The sequence below is a fragment of the Streptomyces caatingaensis genome (assembly GCF_001187435.1).
GTDB lineage: Bacteria > Actinomycetota > Actinomycetes > Streptomycetales > Streptomycetaceae > Streptomyces > Streptomyces caatingaensis.
Map to the genome: position 1 here is coordinate 29,410 of NZ_LFXA01000005.1, position 24,247 is coordinate 53,656.

Annotated in this window: 18 protein-coding genes; 9 read left to right on the top strand and 9 right to left on the bottom strand. The window is 72.1% G+C overall.

All coding sequences use genetic code 11. The features are described 5' to 3' along the window. Positions 1-507 precede the first annotated feature (507 nt). Together AC230_RS34295 and AC230_RS10795 are read right to left on the bottom strand one after the other, a co-directional pair. Complete coding sequence (locus tag AC230_RS34295) at positions 508-639, bottom strand: hypothetical protein (protein ID WP_277816851.1); 132 nt, start codon at positions 637-639, stop codon at positions 508-510. A gap of 1,156 nt (positions 640-1,795) precedes the next feature. After that, complete coding sequence (locus tag AC230_RS10795; protein ID WP_049715919.1) at positions 1,796-2,563, bottom strand: TetR/AcrR family transcriptional regulator; 768 nt, start codon at positions 2,561-2,563, stop codon at positions 1,796-1,798. 140 nt (positions 2,564-2,703) lie between these two features. Here AC230_RS10795 and AC230_RS10800 point away from each other — a divergent pair, with 140 nt between their 5' ends. Then, the gene (locus AC230_RS10800; protein ID WP_198535496.1) at positions 2,704-4,137 is read left to right on the top strand and encodes a serine hydrolase domain-containing protein; all 1,434 of its coding nucleotides are present in this window, start codon (positions 2,704-2,706) and stop codon (positions 4,135-4,137) included. 323 nt (positions 4,138-4,460) lie between these two features. Continuing rightward, positions 4,461-6,485, top strand: coding sequence for a M6 family metalloprotease domain-containing protein (locus AC230_RS10805; protein WP_049715920.1), 2,025 nt, complete (start codon positions 4,461-4,463; stop codon positions 6,483-6,485). Positions 6,486-6,567: 82 nt separating this feature from the next. Here the strand turns inward: AC230_RS10805 and AC230_RS10810 are convergent, their stop codons facing one another. The 4 genes from AC230_RS10810 to AC230_RS10825 form a co-directional block, all read right to left on the bottom strand. Continuing rightward, positions 6,568-6,990: a hypothetical protein gene (locus AC230_RS10810; RefSeq protein WP_157868549.1), complete on the bottom strand. Its 423-nt coding sequence runs from the start codon at positions 6,988-6,990 to the stop codon at positions 6,568-6,570. A gap of 260 nt (positions 6,991-7,250) precedes the next feature. Beyond that, positions 7,251-9,551 carry a heavy metal translocating P-type ATPase gene (locus tag AC230_RS10815; protein WP_049715922.1) on the bottom strand — a complete coding sequence of 767 codons (2,301 nt, stop codon included), beginning with the start codon at positions 9,549-9,551 and terminating at the stop codon, positions 7,251-7,253. A gap of 106 nt (positions 9,552-9,657) precedes the next feature. Then, positions 9,658-9,885: a heavy-metal-associated domain-containing protein gene (locus AC230_RS10820; RefSeq protein WP_049715923.1), complete on the bottom strand. Its 228-nt coding sequence runs from the start codon at positions 9,883-9,885 to the stop codon at positions 9,658-9,660. A gap of 155 nt (positions 9,886-10,040) precedes the next feature. Further along, on the bottom strand, positions 10,041-11,465 hold the full coding sequence (locus AC230_RS10825) for an acyltransferase domain-containing protein (RefSeq protein ID WP_053161123.1): 1,425 nt from the start codon (positions 11,463-11,465) through the stop codon (positions 10,041-10,043). A gap of 476 nt (positions 11,466-11,941) precedes the next feature. Between AC230_RS10825 and AC230_RS10830 the strand changes: the two genes are divergently transcribed. Next, entirely contained in the window at positions 11,942-12,907 is a 966-nt protein-coding gene (locus tag AC230_RS10830; protein WP_078871143.1) for a LysR family transcriptional regulator, read from the top strand. A gap of 19 nt (positions 12,908-12,926) precedes the next feature. On the opposite strand, the gene AC230_RS10835 is transcribed toward AC230_RS10830, so the two are convergent. Further along, entirely contained in the window at positions 12,927-13,925 is a 999-nt protein-coding gene (locus AC230_RS10835) for a PP2C family protein-serine/threonine phosphatase (RefSeq protein WP_078871151.1), read from the bottom strand. A 365-nt stretch (positions 13,926-14,290) separates the two neighbouring features. On the opposite strand from AC230_RS10835, the gene AC230_RS10840 reads away from it, so the two are divergent. Beyond that, a complete protein-coding gene (locus AC230_RS10840) occupies positions 14,291-15,634 on the top strand; it encodes a DUF2254 domain-containing protein (RefSeq protein WP_078871144.1) in 1,344 nt (447 codons plus the stop codon). Positions 15,635-16,986: 1,352 nt separating this feature from the next. On the opposite strand, the gene AC230_RS10850 is transcribed toward AC230_RS10840, so the two are convergent. Continuing rightward, the gene (locus AC230_RS10850; RefSeq protein WP_422125575.1) at positions 16,987-17,691 is read right to left on the bottom strand and encodes a creatininase family protein; all 705 of its coding nucleotides are present in this window, start codon (positions 17,689-17,691) and stop codon (positions 16,987-16,989) included. Positions 17,692-17,717: 26 nt separating this feature from the next. Continuing rightward, the gene (locus AC230_RS10855; RefSeq protein ID WP_157868550.1) at positions 17,718-18,920 is read right to left on the bottom strand and encodes a helix-turn-helix domain-containing protein; all 1,203 of its coding nucleotides are present in this window, start codon (positions 18,918-18,920) and stop codon (positions 17,718-17,720) included. A 208-nt stretch (positions 18,921-19,128) separates the two neighbouring features. Here AC230_RS10855 and AC230_RS10860 point away from each other — a divergent pair, with 208 nt between their 5' ends. From AC230_RS10860 to serS, 5 genes are read left to right on the top strand one after another with little or no spacing between them, the layout of a single operon-like run. Then, on the top strand, positions 19,129-20,022 hold the full coding sequence (locus AC230_RS10860; protein ID WP_049715929.1) for a phosphotransferase family protein: 894 nt from the start codon (positions 19,129-19,131) through the stop codon (positions 20,020-20,022). A gap of 50 nt (positions 20,023-20,072) precedes the next feature. Beyond that, on the top strand, positions 20,073-21,323 hold the full coding sequence (locus tag AC230_RS10865; RefSeq protein WP_049715930.1) for a methionine adenosyltransferase: 1,251 nt from the start codon (positions 20,073-20,075) through the stop codon (positions 21,321-21,323). Continuing rightward, a complete protein-coding gene (locus AC230_RS10870; RefSeq protein ID WP_049715931.1) occupies positions 21,323-22,249 on the top strand; it encodes an aminoglycoside phosphotransferase family protein in 927 nt (308 codons plus the stop codon). The genes AC230_RS10865 and AC230_RS10870 overlap by 1 nt, the downstream gene beginning before the upstream one ends. Next, positions 22,246-22,962 carry a histidine phosphatase family protein gene (locus tag AC230_RS10875; protein ID WP_049715932.1) on the top strand — a complete coding sequence of 239 codons (717 nt, stop codon included), beginning with the start codon at positions 22,246-22,248 and terminating at the stop codon, positions 22,960-22,962. The genes AC230_RS10870 and AC230_RS10875 overlap by 4 nt, the downstream gene beginning before the upstream one ends. Further along, positions 22,955-24,247: a serine--tRNA ligase gene (gene serS / locus AC230_RS10880; protein ID WP_049715933.1), complete on the top strand. Its 1,293-nt coding sequence runs from the start codon at positions 22,955-22,957 to the stop codon at positions 24,245-24,247. The genes AC230_RS10875 and serS overlap by 8 nt, the downstream gene beginning before the upstream one ends.

Sequence of the window (24,247 nt, forward strand, 5' to 3'; positions counted from 1 at the left end):
GTCAATGCGTCCGGGGTATTTCTTTGTGGAGATTCGGGGTGAGGGGATCGGGGTGGGGGCCGGGTGGGAGATCCGGCGCGGGGGCTCGTGTCACGGCGCTTGGCCCTTCCGGCGCACGGCTGTGACCCGGCTGTGAGGTGGGGCGGACGGGCTCCGGGGTCCGGTAGTTGCAACTGGTCCGGTGGTGCAACTGGTCCGGTGGTGGCGGCGGGCGATACGTGGCCGGGGCGGGTGGGGGCTTACTTCGGAGGTCGACTCAGGTGCTGTGGTCGACGATTCGAACGATGCTTTGAGTGACGCCTTGAAACGGTGCCTTGAGCGACGTCTTGGGCGGTGCCTTGAAGGGCGCCTTGATCGAGGACTTGAACGACGCTTTGATCCGCGAAAGTCCGGACCGCGGGAACGGAGGCCGGGGGAACAGGGGCCGGGGGAACAGGGGAACGCAAGCCGCACTCGGCACGGCCGGCCGCGGCTTTTCACTTCCCTTTCCCGCCGGATTCCCTCCGGTCAGGTGCCCCGACGGCCGCTGCCGGACCGCGGCCGCAGCAGCGCGACGCCCAGAACCGCCGGGGTCATCAGGAGCAGGGTGAGCGTCACCAGCGACGTGTGGCGGGCCGGGGGCCGGGAGCGTGCGGTCACCTCACCGGCGCGGTAGGGGCGCGCGGCGTTGGGCGACGGTGATGCCGGCTTCGGAGCCGGCGGAGTGGCCGTCGGCGGAGTGGCCGCCGGGGGAGTCGGTGCCGTGGGTGACGCCGGTGCGGTGGGTGCAGGCGGCGCTGGAGGGAGAGTTGGCACGAGCGGGGGTGAAGGTGGCAGAGGTACGACCGGTGCGCCTGGTGCGCCCGGAGCCGCCTGGGCCGGCGGACGCCGTGGTGGTGTGACGACGGGCGGGACGGGGCCGGGAGGCACGGGCCGGGGCGTACGCGGCGGCGCCGGAGCGGGTGGCTGGGGTGCGGGGGGTGCCGGAAGGGGCGGTTGGGGCGCGGGGGGTGCCGGGAACGGCGGTTGGGGCGCGGGTGGTTGTGGGGCTGGTGGTACGGGAGCGGGTGGGGCCGGCGCAGGTGGAACTGGCGCCGGGGGGACCGGCGCGGGTGGGGCCGGCGCCGGAGGGACGGGAGCGGGTGGTGCCGGGGGCACCGGCGGGACGGGAGGCGGCTGAGTGGGGGGAGCGGGCGGACGGGGGGTGGGGCAGCGGACCCACAACTCCAGGGCGGCGCGGATGCCTTGGGGCGCGGGGTCGAGGGACGCGGCGCCTGCGGCGTGGGCGCACAGCCGAATGGTCCCCACCGTGACGACGGCGTCCGCGGCCGCGGCGGTGTGCAGGGACCGGGGCCGCAGGCGGGCCCGGGCATGGGCCCGACCCCGGGCCTCGACCCGCACCGGCACCAGGGTTTCGAGCCCCGCCCGGGCCCTGGCGTTCGCGTCCGCCGTGACGGCCCGGGGCACGGCGTCGCCGCCGGGATCCCCGGCCGCGGCGGCCGCCGCCTCCGGCACCGGACCCAGCAACGCGGCGGTGGCGATCCCCGCCAGCAACCCCGTACGCAGCACTTCCCCCACCCGTCCCCGCACGCGGCCAGCTTCTACAACTGCCGGACGTTCCAGCCGCGTTCGGGCCGCAATTCCCCCGATGGGTGGAACGTGGACCGCCCGGTCACCCCCTGGTGTTGACGCCGGCCCGGTGCGTGGCACGCCGGTGCGTGGCACGCCGGTGCGTGGCACGCCGGTGCGTGGCGCGCCGGTGCGGGGCGCGGTCCGGTGCGTGGTGCGGTCCGGCGCCGCCTCGGCCGGTACCGCCTCAGCCCTTGCCGGAGCCGCCGGAGTCCGCCAGCCGGGCCTCCAAGCCGTCGAGCACCATGCGCAGGCCGTAGTCGAACTTCTCCTCGCGTGTCTCGCGCGGATCCTTGCCGCGCAACGAGACGTAGTGCTCCAGCAGTTGGGGGTGCTCGCGGGCGGCCTCCTCCGCGGCCGGCCACAGGCTCTCCACCAACTCGCTCTCGCTCCGCCCGTGCCGGGCGAGGGTCGTCAGCCAGGCCGCCTCGGTGGTGGTGATGCCCATGACGTACGAGGTGAGAGTGGAGACCGCGAGATCGGCCTCGCGGGCGGGCAGGCCCGCCGCCTCGAAGAGCGCGAGCAGGCCCTCGGAGAGGCGCATCACGTTCGGCCCGAGCTGGGTGACGCCCAACTCACCGGCGACCGAGGCCATCCAGGGGTGGCGCAGCAGTGTCGCGCGGAGGCTGTGCGCACAGCGCGTCGTCGCGTCCCGCCAGTCGTCCGGGCCGCCGGCGGCGGGTATGTCCACCTCGCCGTAGACGGCGTCCACGACCAGCTCGATCAGCTCGTCCTTGTTGGCCACGTGGGTGTACATCGAGGTGGCCCCGGCGTTGAGCCGCGTGCCGAGCTTGCGCATGCTCAGCGCGTCGGCGCCCTCCGCGTCGAGCAGTTCGAGTGCGGCGGACACGATCTGCTCACGGCTCAGCGCCGGTTGCTCGCGTCTGCCCCGGCGGGGGCGGGTCCACACCGAGGCGATCGGCTGCTTCGGCTGCTCGCTGTCGTCGGCCGGCATGCGGCCTCCCTTCTCTCGCCCCCAGGATACCCGTCGATCGAACGCTGTACGCCCTTGCGCACACCGTTCGGAACTCCGTACAGTGTTCGGCGTCAGGCCGGGCCATCAGGGCCCGACGCCGTTGATGACGGGGGGACGACATGCCCAGCATCATGCCCGGCGATCTCACGACGACCGTGTTCGACACCGTGCGGTGGCAGGCGCGCCTGGAGGCGCTGCGTGCGGAACACGGGGTTCCCGGTGCCTCGTTGGCCGTTCTGGCCGGGGGCCGGGTGCACGAGCTGGCGAGCGGGGTGCTGCACAGCGGTACGGGGGTGGAGGTGACCACCGATTCGGTGTTCCAGCTCGGTTCGGTCGCCAAGGTCTATACGGCGACGCTGGTGATGCAGCTCGCCGAGTCCGGGGAGCTGGACCTGGACGCGCCGGTGACCGACGTCCTGCCGGACTTCTCGGTGGCCGACGCCGATGCCGCCGGGGGTATCACGGTCCGTCGGCTGCTCAGTCACACCGGCGGGCTGACCTGTGACTTCACCCTCGACACCGGCCGGGGGGACGACTGCCTCGCCCGCTACGTCGAGGCCGCCGAGGGCGTTCCCCTCGACTGCCCGCCCGGCACGGCCCTGTCCTACAGCAGCGTGGGGTACAACGTGCTGGGCCGCATCGTCGAGGTGCTCACGGGACTCACCTGGGACGAGGCGCTGAAGCAACGCCTGCTCCAACCCCTGGGCCTGGAGCGGACGATGACGCTGCCCGAGGAGGCCCTGCGGTTCCGGGCCGCCATGGGGCACCTGGGGGAGCCGGGGCGGGATCCCGAGCCGGCCCCCGTGTGGGACATGATGCCGCGCTCGGCCGGCCCGTACGGCCGGGTGCTCGCCACCGCCGGTGACGTCGTCCGGTTCGCCAGAATGCACCTGGACGGCGGCATGGCCCCCGACGGCACCCGGGTGCTCGACCCCGGCACGGTGGCCATGATGCGGCGGCGCGAGGCCGACTGCCCCGACAAGTGGTCGGTGAGCGCGGACGGTTGGGGCCTCGGCTGGAGCCTCCACGACTGGAACGGCGTCCAGGGCTACGGCCACGACGGCGCCGCGACGGGCCAGTACGCCTACCTGCGCGTGGTGCCGGAAACCGGGCTGGCCATAGCCCTCACCACCAACGGGGGCAGCGCGCGCCTGCTCTACGCGGAACTCTTCCGGGAACTGCTCCAGGAACTGGCCGGAGTGCGGATGCCGGACGCCTTCGCGCCTCCCGCCGTGCCGCCGGCCGTGGACCTCACGTCCTTGGCCGGCACCTACACCCGGGCGGGGGTCGTCATCTCCGTCACCGGACATGACGGCGCGGGGCGTCTGGTGTACGAGTTCGTGGACGGCATGAGAGACTTCTCGCCGCCCATAGAGGCCGAGTTGGTGCCGGTGTCCCGGACGGTGTCGGGAACGACGGTGGAGACGGTGTTCGCGGCGTCGGGGGTGGGAGCGGCCTTCAGCGAGGACTGGATGCCGGTCGTCTTCACCACCCTGGCCGACGGGTCGTCCTACTGCTGCATAGGAATGCGCGCGGCGCCCAAGGCGCCCTAGAGGCGGCACAGTTGCCGCCGGGAGGCGGCTTCGGCGAGGGATACGGCGGCGATCCAACGATCCGTCCTCCCTGGATCCGTCCGTCCCCTCGCCCCCTCGACGGCTCAGTCCCCTGGAACCAGTCCCCGGATACGTTCCCTGGGCCAGTCCCGGGATCCGTCCCCGGACCAGCCCCGGGATTCCTCCCCGGAACTGTCCCCGGATCCCTCCCCGGCGTTATCGCGCACCCTATGGCGCCCCCTCGGCCCCTCGCCCTACCGTGACCGCGGTGGGCACTCCCACCGAACGGCTTGCCACGTCCCCCATCCGACCAGAGGTGAGTCTTGCTCCCCCAACGTCACACCAGACCCGGCCGGTTACGGCGAATACGCCTCGTCCTGGGCCTCCTCGGCATCCTGGCCACCGCGGCCACCGGGCCGGCGCTCGCGACGGACGGCGACGCCTCCGCCCGGCCCCGGCAGCCCCTCGCCCGTCCCATCGACCCGCAGCACTGGCGCAACCCCGACGACATGACCTGGGCCGAGTACCGGTCGGTGCCCGGGACCAACTGGGCCGACCCCGCGGTGAAGCCCACGAAGCGGATGTTCAAGGGCGCGCTGGTGCTCCTCGACTACCCGGACGAGGAGTTCTCGGTCAGCAAGCCACCGGGGGCGGGGAAGTTCGGGAACCCGCAGCCCGCCGCCGCGAACATTCCCCGCAAGCAACTGCCGGCCTTCTACCGTGACTTCCTCAACAAGCCCGGCACCCTCAACCACGGCCACACCATCAACGAGTACTGGATGGAGGACTCCGGGGGACGCGTGGGGGTCGAGCTGACGGCCTTCGGGGTGTACCGGATGCCGTGGAAGTCCTACCAGTACGGGATCGAGCCGGGGATGAACCCGGGGGCCTGCCCCATCGGGGACGCCTGCGGGAAGGACATCCGGGCCGACGGCAAGCGCGCCTGGGTCGCCGACGCGGGGGCGGGGACGCCCAAGAAGTTCGACTTCGTCTTCTACCTCACCGCCGGCGTGGACGAGTCGTCCGTGTGGCAGGAGTTCGGTCAGATGAAGTTCCGCTCGGCGAAGGACGTGCCGGCCGACTGGGGGCCGCCCTCGCCGCTCGCCTCGGGGAGCAACGCCGCCGCGACACGCTACGTGCCGTGGACGTCCTGGCAGGCGGCCGCCAGGATCTGGCCCAACGCCGAGAACGGCTCTTCCACCCAGGCGGAGAGCTCCGGGATGGCCACCTTCGCCCATGAGCTGAGCCACATCCTGGGCATAGGCGACAACTACAACAACCCCTACGGCACTCCGTTGAGCCGTAGTTACACCGGAATATGGGGCATGCTGTCGCGCGGTTCGTTCAACGGGCCGGGCGGTCCGCACAGCCGGTGGCTGATACCGGCCACGGCCGGCGGCTCGATGGGCGCGCAACACGTCCTGCGGGACAAGATGAAGCTCGCCATCGTCGACGACAAGAACGTGCTGCGGATCGACCGCGACGCCCTGAAGACGTCCGGTCCGGTCGTCGCCCGGGTCACCGCCCGGTCCGCGCCGCCCGGCGAGAAGGGACTGTCGGGCGTCAACGTGAGCATGGGCCGTGATCTGTCCCCCGCCTGCGACCGCACGAAGGACCCGCTGTGCGACGGCGGCGGTTACGACAACTACACCGTCGAGGTCGTCGACCGTATGGGCATGGACTCGTTCACCCCGGACAGCGGCGTCCTGCTGAGCAAGACGAAGAACACCGACCGGGCCCCGTTCGCCTGGGTGATCGACGCCCACCCCGAGGACATCGGACTGACGGACTTCGTCCGCCCGGACGGCACTCCTCAGAAGATCACCATGGGGGACTACCGACAGCTCAGTGACGCGCTGTTCCACGCGGGGGCCGACTCCGGCAGTGCGTACGAGTACGAGGACAAGGCCAACCGCCTCCACTTCTACATACTCGACGTCCGGCGCGACGCGTCGGGGATCCTCTCCTACAGCGTGGGCGTCAAGTCCCTGGAAGGCGCCGGTCCGCAGAAGCGCGGGGTGGCGCTGCGGAGCGGGGCGGTGAAGGGGAGCCCGGCCGACGGGCGGGCCGTGTGCACCTTCGGGCTCACCAACACCGGCCGGGACGCGGGCGCCGGCCCGTACACCGGGTCCGACGTCTACCGGCTGTCGGCCACGGCCTCCGGCCGGGGCTGGTCGGCGTGGCTGCCCAACCGGCTGGCCACCGCGCGTGCGGGCGCCTCCGTCCCGGTCGACGTCGCCGTCGCGGCGAAGGCCGGTGCCGCGCGGCACGGCACGGTGACGCTGACCGCCCGTTCGGAGAGCGACCCGAGCCGCACGGCACGGGCCACGTGCTCGCTGCGCGGCTGAGGGACGCTTGCGCCGGGGAAGGGAGTGCGCGGTGCCGGTCCGCCACGGCGGACCGGCACCGGCAACGCCCTTGCGGGTCGGGTTACTTCCACGCCTTGTGCGCGGTGTCCCACTTCTGCCAGTGGCCGTTGTGGAGGCGCTTCCAGCAGTGGGCGTGCTCGTCCCACTGGGCGTAGCCGCGGGAGTCGGCGTCCCAGCGCTGCCACACCTTGTGCTGGGCGTCCCAGTGGTCCGCCTTCTTGTCGACGCCCTTCTCCCAGCCCAGGTGCTTGCCCTTGTTCTTGGCCGCTCCCTTGACGGCGCCGGCGGTGTCCTTGGTGTGCGCGCCCGCCTTCTTGTCGTGGTCGCCGGTCACCTTCTGCGTGGCCTTGTGCAGGGCGGAGACGGTGCTGTGGTCGTGGTGGGCCACGTCGGCGAACGCCGTGCCGGCGGCCCCGGTGGCCCCGGTCAGCAGAGCGGCGGAGGCGGCCACCATCGCGGCGCGCCGGATTCCTGCGTGAGACATGAGCTTCTCCTGGCTCGGGGCTTCCGCCGGGTGTCGGGGTGCGGAAGCCATGTGCTCGGTACGCAGCGCATCTTGGTGCGGTGGGCGGTGGGGCGGGGGAAAACGAGGGCTCCGTTCCTCCGTCCGGATGATGTGACAGGTACGACAGAAGGAACGGCGGGCGCCAGGGTGACGGACAGTGCGACGTGCCCCCTCGCCGCGGAGGGCGGCGAGGGGGCACGAGGGGAGCGAAGGGCGCGAGAGGCCGACGGGGGGAGGGATCAGGTGAAGGTGCGCAGGCGGAGGCTGTTGGTGACGACGAAGACGGAGGAGAACGCCATCGCGGCGCCCGCGATCATGGGGTTGAGGAGGCCGAGCGCCGCCAGCGGCAGCGCGGCGACGTTGTAGCCGAAGGCCCAGAAGAGGTTGCCCTTGATCGTGGCGAGGGTGCGGCGGGAGAGGCGGATGGCGTCGGCGGCCACGAGCAGGTCGCCGCGAACGAGTGTGAGGTCGCTCGCCTCGATGGCGGCGTCGGTGCCGGTGCCCATGGCGAGGCCCAGGTCGGCGGTCGCGAGGGCGGCCGCGTCGTTGACGCCGTCGCCGACCATGGCGACCGTGCGGCCCTCCCCCTGGAGGCGCCGGACGACGGCGGCCTTGTCCTGGGGGAGGACCTCGGCTATCACCTCGTCTATGCCCACCTCGCGGGCGACGGAGTCGGCGACGGCCCGGTTGTCGCCGGTGAGCAGGATGGGGGTCAGGCCGAGGCGGCGCAGTTCGGCGACGGCCCGGGCGCTGGTGTCCTTGACCGCGTCGGCGACCGTGAGGACGCCGCGCGCCGCCCCGTCCCAGGCGACGACGACCGCGGTGCGGCCCTCGGCCTCGGCGGCGGCCTTCGCGGCGGCGAGGTCCGCGGGGAGCCCGGTGCCCGCGTCGGCGAGCAGTTTCTCCCGGCCGACCAGCACCGTGTGCCCGTCCACGACGCCGCGTACGCCGAGCCCGGCGACGTTCTCGAAGCCCTCGGGCGACGGAAGCGCCCCGGTGCGGGCCGCGGCACCCTCGGCGACGGCCCGGGCGATGGGGTGTTCCGAGGCGTGCTCCAACGCGCCCGCCAGGCGCAGCAGTTCGCGTGCCTCAGTGCCGGGGGCGGTGACGACGTCGCGCAGCTCCATCCGGCCCGTGGTGACGGTGCCGGTCTTGTCGAGGACGACGGTGTCGACGCGCCGGGTGGACTCCAGCACCTCGGGGCCCTTGATGAGGATGCCGAGCTGGGCGCCGCGCCCCGTGCCGACCATCAGCGCGGTGGGGGTCGCCAGGCCCAGCGCGCAGGGACAGGCGATGATCAGGACGGCCACGGCGGCGGTGAACGCGGCGGTGGTGTCGCCGGTGGTCAGCAGCCAGCCGGCCAGGGTGCCGAGGGCGATCAGCAGGACGACGGGGACGAAGATCCCGGAGATGCGGTCGGCCAGCCGCTGGACGGCGGCCTTGCCGTTCTGCGCGTCCTCCACCAGCCGTGCCATACGGGCGAGTTGGGTGTCGCCGCCGACCCGGGTGGCCTCGACCACGAGGCGGCCCGAGGTGTTCACGGTGGCGCCGGTGACGGCGTCGCCCGGGCTCACGTCGACGGGCACGGACTCGCCCGTGAGCATGGACGCGTCCACCGCCGAACTGCCCTCGGCCACCGTGCCGTCGGTGGCGATCTTCTCGCCGGGCCGGACGACGAACCGGTCGCCGACCGCCAACTGGGCCACGGGCACGCGCACTTCCCGTCCGCCGCGCAGGACGGCCACGTCCTTGGCGCCCAGCTCCAGCAGGGCGTGCAGGGCTGCGCCCGCCTTCCGCTTGGAGCGGGCCTCCAGGAAGCGGCCGGCGAGGATGAAGGTGGTCACCCCGGCGGCGGCCTCCAGATAGATGGAGGACGACGCGTCGCCGCGCGAGACGGTGAGGTCGAAGCCGTGCCGCATGCCCGGCATGCCCGCGTGGCCGAGGAACAGGGCCCACAGCGACCAGCCCAGTGCGGCGAGGGTGCCGAGGGAGACCAGGGTGTCCATGGTGGCGGCGCCGTGCCGGGCGTTGGTCCAGGCGGCCCGGTGGAAGGGGAAGGCGCCCCACACGACGACCGGCCCGGCCAGGGTCAGGGAGAGCCACTGCCAGTTGTCGAACTGCAGGGCCGGGACCATGGACAGCAGCACCACCGGCAGCGACAGCGCGAAGCTCGTCCACAGGCGCTGCCGCAGGGTGTCGGGTGCTTCGCCGCCCTGCCCCGCGGTGGCCGCCCCTGACGTCCCGCCCGCCTCCGTCGCCTCCACGGTCTCGTCCGCCACGGGCGGGGCGGGCTCCTCGGCGGTGTAGCCGGTCCTCTCCACGGTGGCGATCAGGTCGGCGACCGTGATCCCCGTGCCGTAGGTGACCTTGGCCTTCTCCGTGGCGAAGTTGACGGTCGCGCTGACGCCGTCCATGCGGTTGAGCTTCTTCTCGATGCGCGCCGCGCACGAGGCGCAGGTCATGCCGCCGATGGAGAGCTCGACGTCGGTGGCGGGCCCGGTGGCGGATCCGGTGGGGGTGTCGAGGGCGGTACTGCTCATGGGTTCTCCCGGGAGGAGGGCCGGGCCGTACGGCGGCCATATCAGTGGGGCGGTACGGCCCGGCGGGGGTGCGGGGTGCCTCGCGGACGGTGCCGGGGCGGGCGGCTCAGGCGCGGCCGACGAGCTCGTAGCCCGCCTCGTCCACGGCGGCGCGGACGGCCTCGTCGTCCAGCGGGGCGGCGGAGACCACGGTGACGAGGCCGTCGGCGGCCACGGCCTTGACGGACGTGACGCCGGCGAGCGCGGAGACCTCCTCGGTGACCGCGCCCTCGCAGTGGCCGCAGGTCATGCCGGTCACCTTGTAGACGGTGGTGGTGCTGGGCTGAGAAGTCATGGCTGTTTCCTCGGATCGTGGTGCGCGCCAGGGGCGCGCGACGTGTCTCTCAGCGCCTACGGTATACCCCCGGGGGGTACCTGAAAAGAGTGGGGGAACGCGAAAGCGGGTGGCCGCCCCCTCCGGGCGGCCACCCGCTGAACGGCTTGCCGGTCTCAGGGCGTCGCGCGACCGCGCCGGCCGAGCGCGGCGAAGTCCACCGCCGCGCCCCTGGCCCACAGCGCGCCGACCCCCGCCAGCAGCGCGGCCGACTGCTGGGACGTGTCCCCGGCCGGGTGCGCGGCGAGGTGGACGACGGCGTGCGCGGCGTCGTACGCCGGGTGCCGGCGGGCCGGCGCCGAGAGGACCCCGCCCGGGCCGACGTCGGCCAGGGCCCGCGCGGGCCCGGCGAAGAGGGTGGAGAGCGCCTCGCCGAACCGGACGGGCGCGCGCAGATGCCGGATCCAGTACGCGACGGAGCGGAGCTCCTCCGGGTCGGCCCACCGCCCGGTCGTGTCCGAGACCACGGGCAGCACGGGCCGCTCGCGTCCCACCTCCCCCAGGAACGCGGCGAAGCGGTCCGTGACCGGCTCGACCACGGGGGAGTGGCCCACCGTGTCCCTCCGCAGCAGCCGCGTGTCGACCCCCTCACAGCGGAGCGCCCCGGCGAACCGGGCGACCGCCTCGGCCGGTCCCGTGACGGTGCACTGGCCCGGCCCGTTCACCGCCGCGACGGACAGCCCGGCCGGCAGCCTGCCGACGAGCCGCTCCTCGGGCAGCCGGACGGCCGCCGTCGCCCCGGCGGGGACCGAGCCCAGCAGCCGGGCGCGCTCGACGACGATCCGCGTCGCGTCCCACGGCGCGAACACCCCGGCCGCGCAGGCGGCGGCGTACGCCCCCAGGCAGTACCCGGCCACCGCGTCCGGCCGCAGCCCCCAGGCTTCCAGCAGCCGCGTGGTGGCGTACTGCACGGCGAAGACCGCCGGCTGCGACAGCGCGACGGCGGCCAACCGGGCGGCCGCGGCCGGGCGTTCGCGCTCGGTGGCGGGGAAGAGGGTCTCGCGCAGGTCCAGCCCCAGCGGGCCGCACGCCCACTCGGCGACGTCGTCCAGGTGCCGGCGGAACTCCGGCTCGTCCCGGTAGAGCCCCTCTGCCATGCCGAGGTGCTGGCCGGCCTGTCCGGCGTAGAGGAACACCGGACCGGCGGCGGCCGGGAACCCCGCCCCGGGCCCCGCGCGCAGGGCCGCCGCGGCGCCGTCGGCGTCCCGGGCGACGACGAACCTGCGGTGGGCGTGGTGCGCGCGCCCGGTCTGGAGGGCCCGCGCCACATGGCGGAGGTCCGTGCCGGGCCGGCCCTCCAGACGGCCGGCCAGCCGCAGCGCCTCCCGGTCGGCCGCCGCCGGGGTCGGCGCGGAGACCACCAGCAGCTCGTGGCGGGCGGGCGGGGCGGCGGGACGCGGCGGCGGTTCGCGGCGGGTGAGGGGGGCCGGGGGCCGCCGGCGGTCGAGGAGGGGACCGGGGACGCGGTGGAGGCGTCCCGCCGTGCCGACGGCGGCGCGGTTCTCGTACGCCGTCCGTTCCTTGGGCTCCTTGAGCGACATCCGGTGGTCCTCCGAAGCGCCGGTGGGGGTCGTGGGGGACGCCGCCCCGCCGTCGGCGCGGGCGCGGGGCGACGTCCGGTGCGTACGGAAACGGGGCCGGGGCCGCACGGTGTGGGGGGTGGTGGCACCGCGGGCGGCCCCGGCCGGTCTCAGGAGCGGGCGCGAGGGCGCCGCCGGGCCCCGGGGCGTGGGGGCGGCCCCGTGCGGTCGGGGCCGGAGACCGCCGGTCCGCCGCGCGGACGCGCCGGGGCGGGACCGTCGTCCGGCCGATCAGCGACAGCGACCACGGCGAACCTCGACATTCGTATACCGGTGAATGCGGTGCCCCGCCGGATCCCGGTGGCGGACGATGCGCGGGGCGGGCGCCGGACGTGGTTTCCGGGGCAAATCGCGTACGGCGCCGACTCCTTGACTATGGCCGGTGGGGCGCGCGGCTGTCCAAGGCTTGTTCAACAAGGAGCGCATAACCTTTGGTTATGGCGATGACTCTGAGGCAGCTCCAGTACCTGGTGACGATCGTGGACTCGGGCTCCTTCACCCGCGCCGCCGAGCGGCTGCACGTCTCCCAGCCCGCGTTGTCGCGCCAGCTGCAGAGCCTGGAACGTTCCTGCGGCGGACCGCTGATCGAGCGCGGCGCGCGGCCGGTCCTCCTCACGCCGCTGGGCCGCGCCGTGCTGCCCCACGCCCGCGCGACCCTGGCGGAGGTGGACCGGGCCAACTCGGCCGCCCAGCGGGTGTCCGGCAGCCGGCGCCCGGAGCTGCGGGTGGCGACGCTGTACTCGGTCAGCTTCGGCGTCCTGCCGCCGGCCCTCGCCGCGTGGCGGCGCGAGCGCTCCGACGTGCTCCTCTCGCTCGTCGAGCAACTGCACGCCGGTGATCTCCAGGAGGCCATGACGGACGGCGGGGCGGACGTCGCCATCGGCCCGCCTCCCGCGGACTGGACGGGGCCCGTCTACCCGCTGGGCAGCGAGGAGTTCGTCGTCGTCCTCGGCGCCGACGACCCGCTCGTCCACCGCTCCGGCAGCCAGGTCCGCCTCACCGAGCTCGCCGGGCGCGAGTGGGTCCACTACACCGCGCCGAACGGCCTGGCGCGGATCCTCGACTGCGCGTGCGCCAACGCGGGGTTCGAGCCGCGCGTCGCCGTGCAGACCCAGCAGACCGCCACCGCCCTCCAGCTGGCCGCGGCCGGGCTGGGGCCCGCCCTGTTCCCCGCGAACATCGTTCCCGCGGAGCTGACTTCGCGCGTCCGGATACCCGACCCGCCCGTGCGCCGCATGCTCGCCGCCTACACCCGCGGCCACCCCGACGCGCTGACGGCAGCCTTCCTCGACACCCTCACCCGGTACGCCTGCCTGGTCCCGCCCCATCTGCCCACGGTGGGCGGGGCATTGGGGAACGTCGTGGAGATCCCGTTGCAGCGGACGGGGAACGTGCCGGGCTAGCCGCCCGCTCCTCGGCGGATCACCGTTCGTCCGGCGGTCGTTCGGCTGCCGCCGGGACCAACTGGACGGCGAGCGCGGCGATGTCGTCGTCCAGGACGCCGCCGCTGTAGCGGAGCAGGTCGCGGTGGAGCCGGTCGAGCAGTTCGCGGGGCCGGGCCGGGTTCTGTCCGCGCAGCCAGTCCGCCAGCGGGAAGAACTCGCCGTCGCGGTTGCGGGCCTCGGTGACGCCGTCGGTGAAGAGCAGCAGGTGGTCGCCGGGCGCGAAGGGGAACGTGTCGATGCTGTAGCCGTCGCCGATCAGGTCCGCGAGATTGAGGAGCGGCGACGGGGCGGTCGGCTCCAGGACGCGGAGCTCCCCGCGGTTCAGCAGCAGCGGTGGCGGGTGCCCGCAGTTGAGGATCCCGATGCGGCCCGCGCCGTGCGGGATCTCGACGAGGAGCGCGGTGGCGAAGCGTTCCATCAGGTCCTCGGGGGGAGAGGCGACGCCGTGGCGGGTGCTGCTGGCCTCCAGGCGCCGTGCGACGCAGCCGAGGCCCGCCTCGTCGTGGGCCGCCTCCCGGAAGCAGTTGACCATCGCCGCGGCCTGGCCCACGGCCGGCAGGCCCTTGCCGCGCACGTCGCCGATGAGCAGCCGGACCCCGTACTGCGTGTCGACCACCTCGTAGAAGTCGCCGCCGATACGGGCCTCCGCCGCGGCGGCGAGGTACAGCGACTCGATCTCTACGTCCCCGAAGCGGCGCGGCATCGGGCCCAGCACCACCTGCTGCGCGGCGTCGGCCACGAGGCGCACCTGGAAGAGCGTCCGTTCCCGCTGGAGCCGCACGTGGCTTCCGTAGGCGGCCGCGACGGTGACCGCGACGATGCCCGCCGCCGTGTAGCCCGTCCCGAGGTCGGGGAAGACGATGCCGAGCCCGATCATGAGCAGCATGCACACCGTCCCCAGCAGCACCGTGGGCAGCACGGGCCACATGGCGGCGGCGAGCGCGGGGGCGGCGGGCAGCAGCCGGCTGAAGGCCATGCTCCGGGGGGTGGTGTACGCCAGGCTCGCGATGATCACGGTCAGGACCACCGGCGACAGCAGAGTGAGCGGCCCCCGGCCGTGGTGACGGCGGAGCCGCAGCCGTCGTGGCCGTCCAGGCGTGGTCACGATTCATAGCATATCCAGACATAGTGGACGGCGCTCCGGGGTGCAGGGCGGGCTGGGCCCGGCACCCCCGGGGGGTTTCGCCCGGTGGTCCCCGGGCGTCCGCCGCGGGCGGCGGCGTTCGCCGTTGGCCCGTCCGGTCGAGGTGCGCGCGCGGGGCCGGGCGGTACCGGGGCAGGCTGGCCGGCAGGAGAGACAAGGAGCGGCCAGGAGCGGCCGGGAGCCGGTGGGAGGCGCCCATGCGACCGGTGCGACGGGGCGCGCGAGCGGTGGCGCTCGGCGAGTACCTGCGCGGCGCGCTCTGGGTCCTGCCCGGCGCGGCCGCGGCGCTGGCCCTGGTGGCGGGCAGCCTCCTGTCGCTCGTGCGGATCCCCCGGGACTCGGTGCTGCACCCGCTCGTCTTCGCGGGTACGGCGGACGACGCCCGCCAGGCGCTGATCACGATCGCGTCGACCATCGTGACCGTGATCGCCCTGGTCCTCGGCCTGACGATCGTCACGCTCCAGCTCGCCTCGACCCAGTTCTCGCCCCGGCTGCTCCGCAACTTCCTGCGCGACCGCCCCAACCAGGTGGTGCTCGCCACCTTCGTCGCGACGTTCGCCTACAGCACCGCCGGGCTCTACACCGTCCGGGCCACCGGCGGCGCGGACTTCCCCCGGCTCGCCGTCTCCGGAGCCGTGGCGCTGATCTTCCTCAGCCTCGGGATGCTGGTGTTCTTCGTGCACCACATCGTGCACTCGATCAAGATCGACACCATCATGATCAGGGTCGCGGAGGCCGCCGGCCGCGCCGTGCGCGCCTACACCCCGAGCGCCCCCGGCGTCGACCGCACGGGCCCGGTCCCGCCGCCGGACGCGCTCGCGCTGGCCGCCCCGCGCTCCGGCTACGTGCAGACCGTCCACCCCGGACCGCTGCTCGCCGGCGCGGCCGGACAGGACGCCGTGATCGTGATCACCGCCCGGGTCGGCGACCACGTCGTGGCCGGGACGGCACCGCTGGCCCTGGCCTGGTCGCGCCGGGGCGGCCCGCCGGAGGACGGCCCCGCCCTGGCCCGCGCCCTGCACCACGCCGTCCAGATCGGCCCGGAGCGCACCCTGCGGCAGGACGTGCTCTTCGGGCTGCGCCAGCTCGTCGACATCGCGCTGCGCGCCCTGTCACCCGCGATCAACGACCCGTACACCGGCGTGCAGGCGCTCGACCGGCTCTCGGTGCTCATCGGCGCGCTGGGAGGCCGCGCCCTCGGCGACGACGTCCGGGCGGACGGGACGGGAGTGATCCGGGTGGCCGTCGCCGGCCCCGCCTTCGCCGAGTACCTCGACCTCGCGTGCGGCCAGATCCGCCGCTACGGCGCCGGGGAGCCCGCCGTGTGCCTGGCCCTGCTACGCCTGCTGGCCACGGCCGCGGCCCGCGTCACCGACCCGGCCCGCCGGGCCGCGGTCACCGACCAGGTCCGGCTCGTCCTGGCCGACGCCGAGTCCCGCATCGCCCGCCCCGCCGACCGCCTGCCGGTCCGCGCCCTCGCCACCCGCCTCATGGCACCCGGCCCCTCCGGCCCGGCAAACGCCAGAGGGCCGGCCCGCTGACGCGGACCGGCCCTCTGAGCTGGCGGAGGATACGAGATTCGAACTCGTGAGGGGTTGCCCCCAACACGCTTTCCAAATGTTCTTACGGGGGTCCGGCGGGGGCCGTGGGTGTCCTGACCTGCGGCGGAGTGTTCGGGGTAGCTCCGCCCGTACTGGGGCTGACGGATGCGAATGAGACCAGAACTGAGACCAACGGGTCGGGGCGTGGCCACCGCATCAAGCGTTGGTGGGAGACACCCCTTTGGCCTGAGGCTGCAGTCGGCGCTTCTGCATAGGCCATGCCAGGTTGACACGGATGGGTGATGGCGGGCATACGATCGTTACTTTACTGGGGGCGGGGCGATCGGCTTCCGGGCCGGTAGCCACCTCATCTTGTTGCACGAGGGGGGCAGGTCTTGGCCACTTTGGGTCATATGAAGGAGCGCACGGTCGGCTTCTATGAAGTGGTGACCGTGAAGGACGGCGAGGGTATGCGCATGCCTCAGCCGCTTGACTGGGATGCCACGCTAGTCTCCTTTTGCCCGCCCGCTGTACTTCAGATGGAAGCCGTCCGGGGCACACTGCCGCGCGGCGTCGAACGCCCGGCGATAGCGGGCCCGCTCTTCGGCACTTAGGTCTGTCCCGTAACTCTAGGTACCGCCTGCCAGTGTCCGGTTCGACCTGCTTGGCCCGGCTCCAGTCGAGACCGCTAGTCGGGGCGCAACCGGACAAGTCGATCTGCCTGTGGTGGTCCACCGACCTTCACCCTGAGTTACGGGACAGCCCTTTGGATCGGGGATCCGAAGGAATCGGCCGGCTTTCTGCACCTCCGCGATCAAAGCCGCGCCGATTTCCGCCGGTGACTGCCGTGGCGGCTTCGCAGGGCGCGCTGGCGCCGACTTCGCCTCGGGCGGGGGCGTCGCCCGCTGACGGGGAGGTGTCGTGGCCTCCGGCTTTGGCTCGGCGGCTACCGGTCGCTGCTTGCGCGGGGTTGGCTCGGGCCGGTCCGGATGGTGGTCGTGTTCCAGGTAGAAGCGACCGTCATCGGTGATCTCCGCCTGCCACCTCCCACCGTGCTTGGGCATGGTGACGAGGCCCCGGCTCTTGAGGGCGCGGGCAGTGATGGCGAGTTCCGGGCTCGCGGAGGTAACGGGATGCGTTCCCTCCTCGATCCGAGTGAGCATGGCTAACTGTCGATCGTTGAGTGGCGACCATCGGTACATGGTGACCGTCGTACCGGTCCCACCGAACGCCTACAACCAGAATGGTGATGTTCCCGCGTTCTGCTGCCCGAGCGTCTCCACGATCGGGGTGGCCAGCCCCGCCATCCGTGCTCGCGGCCACATCGCAGGGCGTGCCCCGTGCCTCCCGGGTCAGCTCAGTCGGCAGAGCACCTCGAAGTGTGCCGAGAAACTCGATCGCAGGCTTTCCAGGATGGCCTTCCCCTTCGCAGCCGTGGCGAGCGAGGGGAAGCCGATCACCCCAGACTGCGTGTACTCGGCCATTCCCTGGACCAGGAGGAAGGGCCGCTGCCTGCTGTCGTGGTCCGCTTCTGCGTAGCCCTCGCGGACGAGTTCGGGAGCGGCGTGGAGCAGGATCGACGTCTCGATCTCGCCGGCGTGCATGTCCGCGTGCCTGTCGGATTCGAGGCCGCCGTACTCGCGGGCACGGTCCCAGTCGGGGCCGAGAGGGAAGAGGGAGACTGCGGGGCCGTCGACGTTGGCTTCCTGGACCACGTTCGACAGGACGTAGTTCCCGCCGTGGCCGTTGACGATCACCAGCTTGTGGATGTCCGAGCGGGCGAGTGAGGCGCGGATGTCGTCGATCACGGCGTACAGGGTCCTGGCGCTGATGCTGACGGTACCGGGGAATGCCGCGTGCTCGTGGCTGCACGAGACGGTGATGGGCGGGAGGAGGTGGACGGGGTAGGCGGCGGCGATCTCCTGGGCGATGACGCACGCGATCGCCGTGTCGGTGATCAATGGGAGGTATGTGCCGTGCTGCTCGAAGGAGCCGACTGGGAGCACGGCGACGCGGGGCTGCAGCTCCTGGACATCGGTGCTCGTGGCGGTCGGCAGCAAGTTCACGGCTCTCCCTCGGTCGACTAGGGGGCGACCTGCTTGGTCAGGTCTAACTCCCTGTTGAGTTCCGAAACTTCCACCAGTTTGCGCCAGCGCGCAAGACGCGGTTGAAGTCGGTACAACTCGCCGAGGATCCGTGTGGAGCCCGTTCGGTGCGCGATGCCGAGGGCTTGTTCAGCGGCCCGGTGCGCGCCTTCCACGTCCTCCAGGATCGCGTTGGCCGTGGCGAGCCTGGCAAGACACAGCCCTCGGTCCCGCTCCTGCACGGCAGGCCAGTTCCGCAGGCTCTTCTCGTAGGTCACGACCGCTTGCTGGGGGCGCTCCAGGCGTACCTGGCAGTTAGCCGCCTCCATCTCGATGTACGAGACCGTGCAGTAGAAGGCCAGGTCGTCATCGTCGCCTCGATCCGCCGCGACGAGGGCCTGGTCGATGGCCCGCTCGGTCTCGGAAGCCTCACCGAGGCTCGCCTTGCTGTTCGCGAGCTGGCGGAGCACGACGGCGTGGACGCGGGGCGAGAGCTCGGAGGCGTACCGGAGAGCGGCGAGAGCGAGGCCGGCGCCGTGGCCGGCGTGGCCCGCTTCCGTGGCGATGTTGCTGCGCCGCTGGAGCATGTACGCGATCACCATCGGATCGCCCAGCTCTTGGGCGTACTCCATCGCCAGCCTGGTCCAGCGCATGGCCTCGTCGGTGCGGCCGGTGTCCTGGTGGAGCCAGCCGAGGAACTCCGCGTACCGTGCCCCCACGCGCAGGACCTCCTGGCGCAGCGGACCGTACGCCTCGCGACACATTTGCTCGATGAGGGGCATCTGGCTGCCTACCGGTGCCAGGAGGAATTGCGGGCCGACAAAGGGTTCGGCCTGTGCGTGCTGCTGGAGCACCGAGGTGAGGTAGCCCAGCATCTCTGGGTTCACCGGCATCGGGGTGCGGCTCACCACTGCCGTCGGTGTTGGCAGCAGCGTGCTCTGCGCGGCGGCGACGCTCGTGGTGGTGGACGCGAAGCCGAGCTCCTCGTCCGTCGCCTCGTACACCTCCCGGAAGAGCGGTCGGTGGTCCGGACTCACGGGGCGCCGACCGTTCTCGTACATCGAGATGAGCGTCTTCCAGCTCGTCGACGCCGGTGATTGCGCTCCCAGGCGCTGGGCCGCAGCCATCAACGCGTCGATCAGCTCGCCCTGCGTCCAACCCCTGTCCAGCCTGGCCTGCTGGAGTCTGCTCTTCGCCTCCATCGTTCCCCCGATGTCCGTCGCAGTGCCCCGCTCAATGATGAGCCAAGAGGCCACCTCACGTGGGGAGTTAACAGTTAACGGCGCAATCCGTTAACCCTGTCCACTGACCTATGGCCCCGTCTCCGGCTTACTTGCCTCAGCGCCGCGGTGGTGGGCCACCTCCTCCGGCAGCGCTTCCCCTACGGAATCGACGGCTGGAGGTGACGAGGTGCTGAACTCCCCTGTAGTACTGCGAGCGATCGAGTCTCGGCACGGTCCCTTCCGCCGGACGTCGGTCAAGCCGTACTCCCGGGTCTTCCAGGCACTGGACGGCCGGTCACTCCTCAAGGTCTACGTCGGCATCGACCCGGCTGGGCGGCGCCGTCGCGAGGTGGAGGCGATCCGGGGCGGGGGTCGCCAGGGTCTGTCGGTTCCGGCGGTCCTCGGCACCGGCATCGAGGGTGACTCTGCCTGGACCGTGTTCCAGATGCTGCCCGGACGCCCGTGCACGATCGCGGCCCTCCCGGCGGTCCGGGAGTATCTCGACCGGATCCTGGCTCTGTCCGACCAGCTGCACCGGCCGGCTTCTGGCCTCGCTCCCGGTTCGGGTTGGGTGTCTCACCACGGTGATCCGTTCACGCACCGAGGGTTCCTGCTCCGGCAGATGTCTCCCCGGTGCCGGCTGCTGCCGTGGTGGGCGGATCTGGCAGAGCTCCTCGCGCCGATCGATTCCCATCCTGTCGTCCGTATCCACGGGGATCTCAAGCCCGAGCACCTCCTGATTGACGGAGACCGGCTGCATGTCGTCGACTGGGAGGCGAGCGGGCGCGGCCCCGCTGTCGCCGATCACGCCGATGTCGCGTTCCACCTGGCCCGCGACCTGATCTACGGGGAGCTGCCTCACCGGCGGCTGCCAGAGGACGTTGTTCGCCGACTCGTTCTGAGCGGTTCGGTCCTGGCCTGGCGCCTCCTCCTCTGGCTCGACCGACGTCGTCCGGAGGACATCACGCTGGTGCCATCGGACCTCGTCCGTCAGCTCGCGGCACCGAACCGTCCCGCCGCCACCTGGGCGCTTCTCGCCCAGACCATCTCGTCTCTCCGCGCCCGAGGCGTGCCTCGCTGACACGCCTTCGCAGTGCTCCGTTATCTTCCGACCCGAAACGAGGGATCCTGATGTCCCGAACGAGCACGATCCTCGGCAACACCCACCTGGTGATCGACACCGGAGTGGCCCACCCGCCGGCCACGACGATCGTCGAACGCAAGGGCCTCGGCCACCCCGACACCCTCGCCGACCACCTCGCTGAGCGGCTGTCCCGCGCGTACAGCCGATACACCGTCGAACGCTTCGGCGCGGTCCTGCACCACAACTTCGACAAGCTCGCCCTCCTCGGCGGAGCGAGCGAGGTCCGCTACGGCGCCGGCCGGATGACCGCCCCGGTCCGCGTGCTGGTCAACGGCCGTGCCGCGCCCATGTGCGGCGGCGAGCGGATCCCCGTGGAGGAGATCGTGGAGGCCGAGGTGAGGGCGTTCTTCGCCCGCCGGCTTCCCGAGGTCTCGGATCACCTGGACATCACCTACAACATCACCAGCAACTCCAGCCCCGGCGCCGTTCTCACGGGCGACGAGGTCCCCGACCGGACGCGATGGTTCAACCCGCGGTCGATCGAGGACCTGCGCGAGCGGCGGGTGCGGCTGTCCAACGACACGTCCCTGGGAACGGGCTGGGCACCGGAGAACGTCTTCGAGTCGTTCGTGCGCGAGCTGGTCGACCACTTCTCCGGGGAGAACGACTTCACCCTCTCCCACGCGTGGTGTGGATCGGACGTGAAGCTCATGGGCTACTGGGACGGCGAGCAGGCGGACGTTGTCCTCTGCGTCCCTCAGAAGTCGCGGCTCGTCGCCAGCCGCGCGGAGTACACGCGGAACACCGAGAGCGTCCTCGCCGAGTGCCACCGGCTGGCCGGCCTCCGGCTGCCCGGTGCCGAGACGCGCTTCCGGCTCAACGCGCGCGACGTGCCGGAGAAGGACGAGCTGTACCTCACGTACACCGGTAGCTCGATCGAGTCCGGCGACGAGGGCGTCGTCGGTCGCGGCAACCGCGTCAACGGCCTCATCACGCCCCTGCGGCCGATGAACCTGGAGGGCGCCAACGGCAAGAACCCCGTGTACCACGTGGGCAAGCTCTACAACATCGCCGCCCGCCGGCTCGCCGAGCGGCTCCATGAGGCGACGCATGGCCACGCCGAGGTCCACCTGGTGAGCACGACCGGGCAGCGCCTCGACCAGCCGTGGCGCGTCCTCGTCCGCCTGTCGTCCCCGGACGCCGAGGTGGACAAGGTGCAGGCCCTGGTGGCGGAGACCATGGATGAGTTCCCGGCGCTGACCGACGAGCTGGTCTCCGACGGGATCGTGCTGAGCTGATGGAGAAGCGGACGCTCGGCGAGGTCTCCGAGGAATGCCGACGGCGGCTGGTCACGCACTACGGCCCGGGAGTCTCCGGCTGGCTCGACGCCGTGCCCACGCTGATGGAGCGCGCGGCGGAGCGCTGGAAGCTCACACTCGGGACGTACCACGACGCCGGACACGCCTCGGTGGTCGTCACGGCCGGAACCCTCGACGGACGTCCGCTGCTTCTCAAGGCGTGGGCCGATCCCGCCCGGTTTCACGACGAGGTCACCGCCTTACGCCTGTGGGCGGGCGGGCCGACGGCGGGCGTCGTCGAGGCGGCGGACGACTTGGCCGTGGCGGCCCTGGAGATGATCGGAGGCCGCCCCGGTGGTGGTGAGCGACCGCCTCGCGAGCTTCCGACCGTGGCAGCCGCCCTCCAGGGCCTCCACACCTTCGGCCGTCGTCGGCGCCGGCCGCAGGACCTTCCGTCCCTGACCACGTACCTTCACCAGGAGGTACGCCCCCGGGTGCGGCACCGCCTGGAGTCGATCGACGTCGGCCCGTGGGAGGAGCACGTCGACGCGGCGCTGCCGGCCCTCGTGTCCCTGGAGGAGGACTCCGCTCGGTCCACTGTCCTGCACGCGGATCTCTATCGCGAGAACGTCCTCTTCGACTGGCTGGGCCATCCCCGCCTGATCGATCCCCTCCCGATGGTGGGCGACGCGGCCTTCGACTGGGCCTTCTGGACCGTGTACTACGACCTCGGACAGGGCACGGACGCCCGCCTGGCCGCCGCCGCCCGGATCTCCCGCATCCCCGTGCCTGTCCTCGCGCCATGGTGCAGGGCCCTGGCCCTGGACGGCCTGCTTTTTTACCTCGACACCGATGATCCTCGCGCCCCGAGGATGGCCGACGTCCTCGCATGGCTGTCGGCGCCGACCTCAAGGAACCGATCATGACGACATACGTCCTCCGCCATGGGCAGACGAACTACAGTCGGCGCTACCTCGTCAACGGCGATCCGACCAAGCCCATCCGCCTGAGCGAGGAAGGCCGCCGTTCGCTGAACAAGGGGTGGAGCAGCGTCCCCCTCCACAGCGTGAAAACGTGGTTGGCCAGCGAATTCCCCCGCGCCCAGCAGACCGCCAGTCTCCTGATGGGAGTCCCCGGGCCGGAACTGATCACCGATCCTCGGCTGAACGAACTGGACTACGGAGAATTCGAGGGAAACCCGTTCCTGGAATACGCCGTCTGGCTCGACGGGCACGGCGCCCACGAGCGCCCGCCCGGCGGGAGCGAGTCACAGCGCGAGGGCATCCGCAGGATGCTCGCGGGGGTGCTCGCGGCCCTGGAGCATCCCGGTCCCCGTGTCCTGGTGGCCCACGGACTGCTGATCTCCGTGCTCCTCTGGCACCGCGACAGGGCTGTAGGCGAGACCATGCCCCTGTTCTTTCCGGAAGCGCCGTACGTCGAGCCCGTAGCCATCCCCGACGTGGAGCTGCCGGAATTCATCAGAACGCTGATGAACGATCTTGAAACTGGCGTTCAGGACCGCACCGGCACCATCGGTGACTGGGGGATATTCCGGACCGGGGACGGCTCGGCGGTTGCTACCGTCGATTCCGTATCCCCGTCCCACTCGCAAGATCAGAAGGATCTTCCTCATGCATGATGCCCGCGCCCTGATCGACATGGGTGCCGAAGCGGTTCGTCGGCTCGCTCGTCGCGGCTACACCCTGGACCTGTCCGAGCTGGAGTCCCTCCACTCTCGGCGAAACCAGAACATCCGCTCGGCCGACGAGCTGCGGGCAGAGTCCAAGCGAGTGGCGAGCGAGGTCCAGCAGACGGCCAAGCAGGGCGGCGACATCAGCAAGCTCAAGGAGCGCGCCCGCGAGCTGAAGGACCAGATCCGCGAGATCGAGGCCGGCCAGGAGGAGATCGAGGCCCGGCTGCGTGACCTGCTTCTGAGCATTCCGAACCTGCCGGACGACTCGGCCCCCGACGGCGACTCCGAGGAGTTCGCGGTTGAGATCCGGCGCGTTGGCACTCCCCCTGCCTTCGCGTTCGAGCCGAAGGACCACGTCGACCTCGGCGAGGACACCGGCATCCTCGACTTCGGCAGGGCGACGAAGCTGTCCGGTCCGCGCTTCGCGGTCTCGCGCGGTGCAGGCGCCGCCCTGGAGCGGGCGCTGGCCACGCTCTTCCTCGACCTTCACACCCGCCGTCACGGGTACACCGAATACGCGGTCCCCTACCTGGTCAGCCGTAAGACCATGACCGGCACCGGCCAGCTCCCGAAGTTCGAGGAGGACCTGTTCAAGACCGGCGTCGCCGACCGCGAGCTCTTTCTCATCCCGACGGCCGAGGTCCCGCTGACCAACCTTTACGCCGACGAGATCATCCCGCCGGCCGAGCTGCCGGTGGCCATGACGGCCCACACCCCGTGCTTCCGCTCGGAGGCCGGCTCGTACGGCCGGGACACCCGCGGTCTGATCCGCCAGCACCAGTTCGCCAAGGTCGAGATGGTCAAGATCGTCGACCCGGAGATGGCGGACGCCGAGCTGGAGGAGATGGTCGGCCACGCCGAGGCGTGCCTCAAGGAGCTCGGCCTCGCCTACCGGGTCATCAAGCTGCCCGCCGGCGACACGGGCTTCTCCGCCCAGCTCACGTACGACATCGAGGTCTGGATCCCGAGCCAGAACACGTACCGCGAGATCTCCTCGGTCTCCAACTTCGGCACCTTCCAGGCCCGCCGGGCGAACATCCGGACCCGAGGTGAGGACGGCAAGCCCAAGCTCGCCGCCACCCTCAACGGCTCCGGCCTGCCCGTCGGCCGCACCCTGGCCGCGCTCCTCGAGCAGTGCCAGCAGCAGGACGGCTCGATCGTCCTGCCCGAATCCCTCTTCCCGTACCTCGGCTTCCGCCGTATCTCGGCGGACGGAACACCGGAGGCATAA

Coding starts and splice junctions, on each gene's coding strand:
- AC230_RS10810 (WP_157868549.1), bottom strand. CDS start 6,990: ATGTCTCACGCAGGAATCCGGCGCGCCGCGATGGTGGCCGCCTCCGCC.
- AC230_RS10830 (WP_078871143.1), top strand. CDS start 11,942: ATGGCGATGACTCTGAGGCAGCTCCAGTACCTGGTGACGATCGTGGAC.
- AC230_RS10870 (WP_049715931.1), top strand. CDS start 21,323: ATGGAGAAGCGGACGCTCGGCGAGGTCTCCGAGGAATGCCGACGGCGG.
- AC230_RS10855 (WP_157868550.1), bottom strand. CDS start 18,920: ATGGAGGCGAAGAGCAGACTCCAGCAGGCCAGGCTGGACAGGGGTTGG.
- serS (WP_049715933.1), top strand. CDS start 22,955: ATGCATGATGCCCGCGCCCTGATCGACATGGGTGCCGAAGCGGTTCGT.
- AC230_RS10835 (WP_078871151.1), bottom strand. CDS start 13,925: ATGGCCTTCAGCCGGCTGCTGCCCGCCGCCCCCGCGCTCGCCGCCGCC.
- AC230_RS10820 (WP_049715923.1), bottom strand. CDS start 9,885: ATGACTTCTCAGCCCAGCACCACCACCGTCTACAAGGTGACCGGCATG.
- AC230_RS10825 (WP_053161123.1), bottom strand. CDS start 11,465: ATGTCGCTCAAGGAGCCCAAGGAACGGACGGCGTACGAGAACCGCGCC.
- AC230_RS10815 (WP_049715922.1), bottom strand. CDS start 9,551: ATGAGCAGTACCGCCCTCGACACCCCCACCGGATCCGCCACCGGGCCC.
- AC230_RS10865 (WP_049715930.1), top strand. CDS start 20,073: ATGTCCCGAACGAGCACGATCCTCGGCAACACCCACCTGGTGATCGAC.
- AC230_RS10840 (WP_078871144.1), top strand. CDS start 14,291: ATGCGACCGGTGCGACGGGGCGCGCGAGCGGTGGCGCTCGGCGAGTAC.
- AC230_RS10875 (WP_049715932.1), top strand. CDS start 22,246: ATGACGACATACGTCCTCCGCCATGGGCAGACGAACTACAGTCGGCGC.
- AC230_RS10795 (WP_049715919.1), bottom strand. CDS start 2,563: ATGCCGGCCGACGACAGCGAGCAGCCGAAGCAGCCGATCGCCTCGGTG.
- AC230_RS10800 (WP_198535496.1), top strand. CDS start 2,704: ATGCCCAGCATCATGCCCGGCGATCTCACGACGACCGTGTTCGACACC.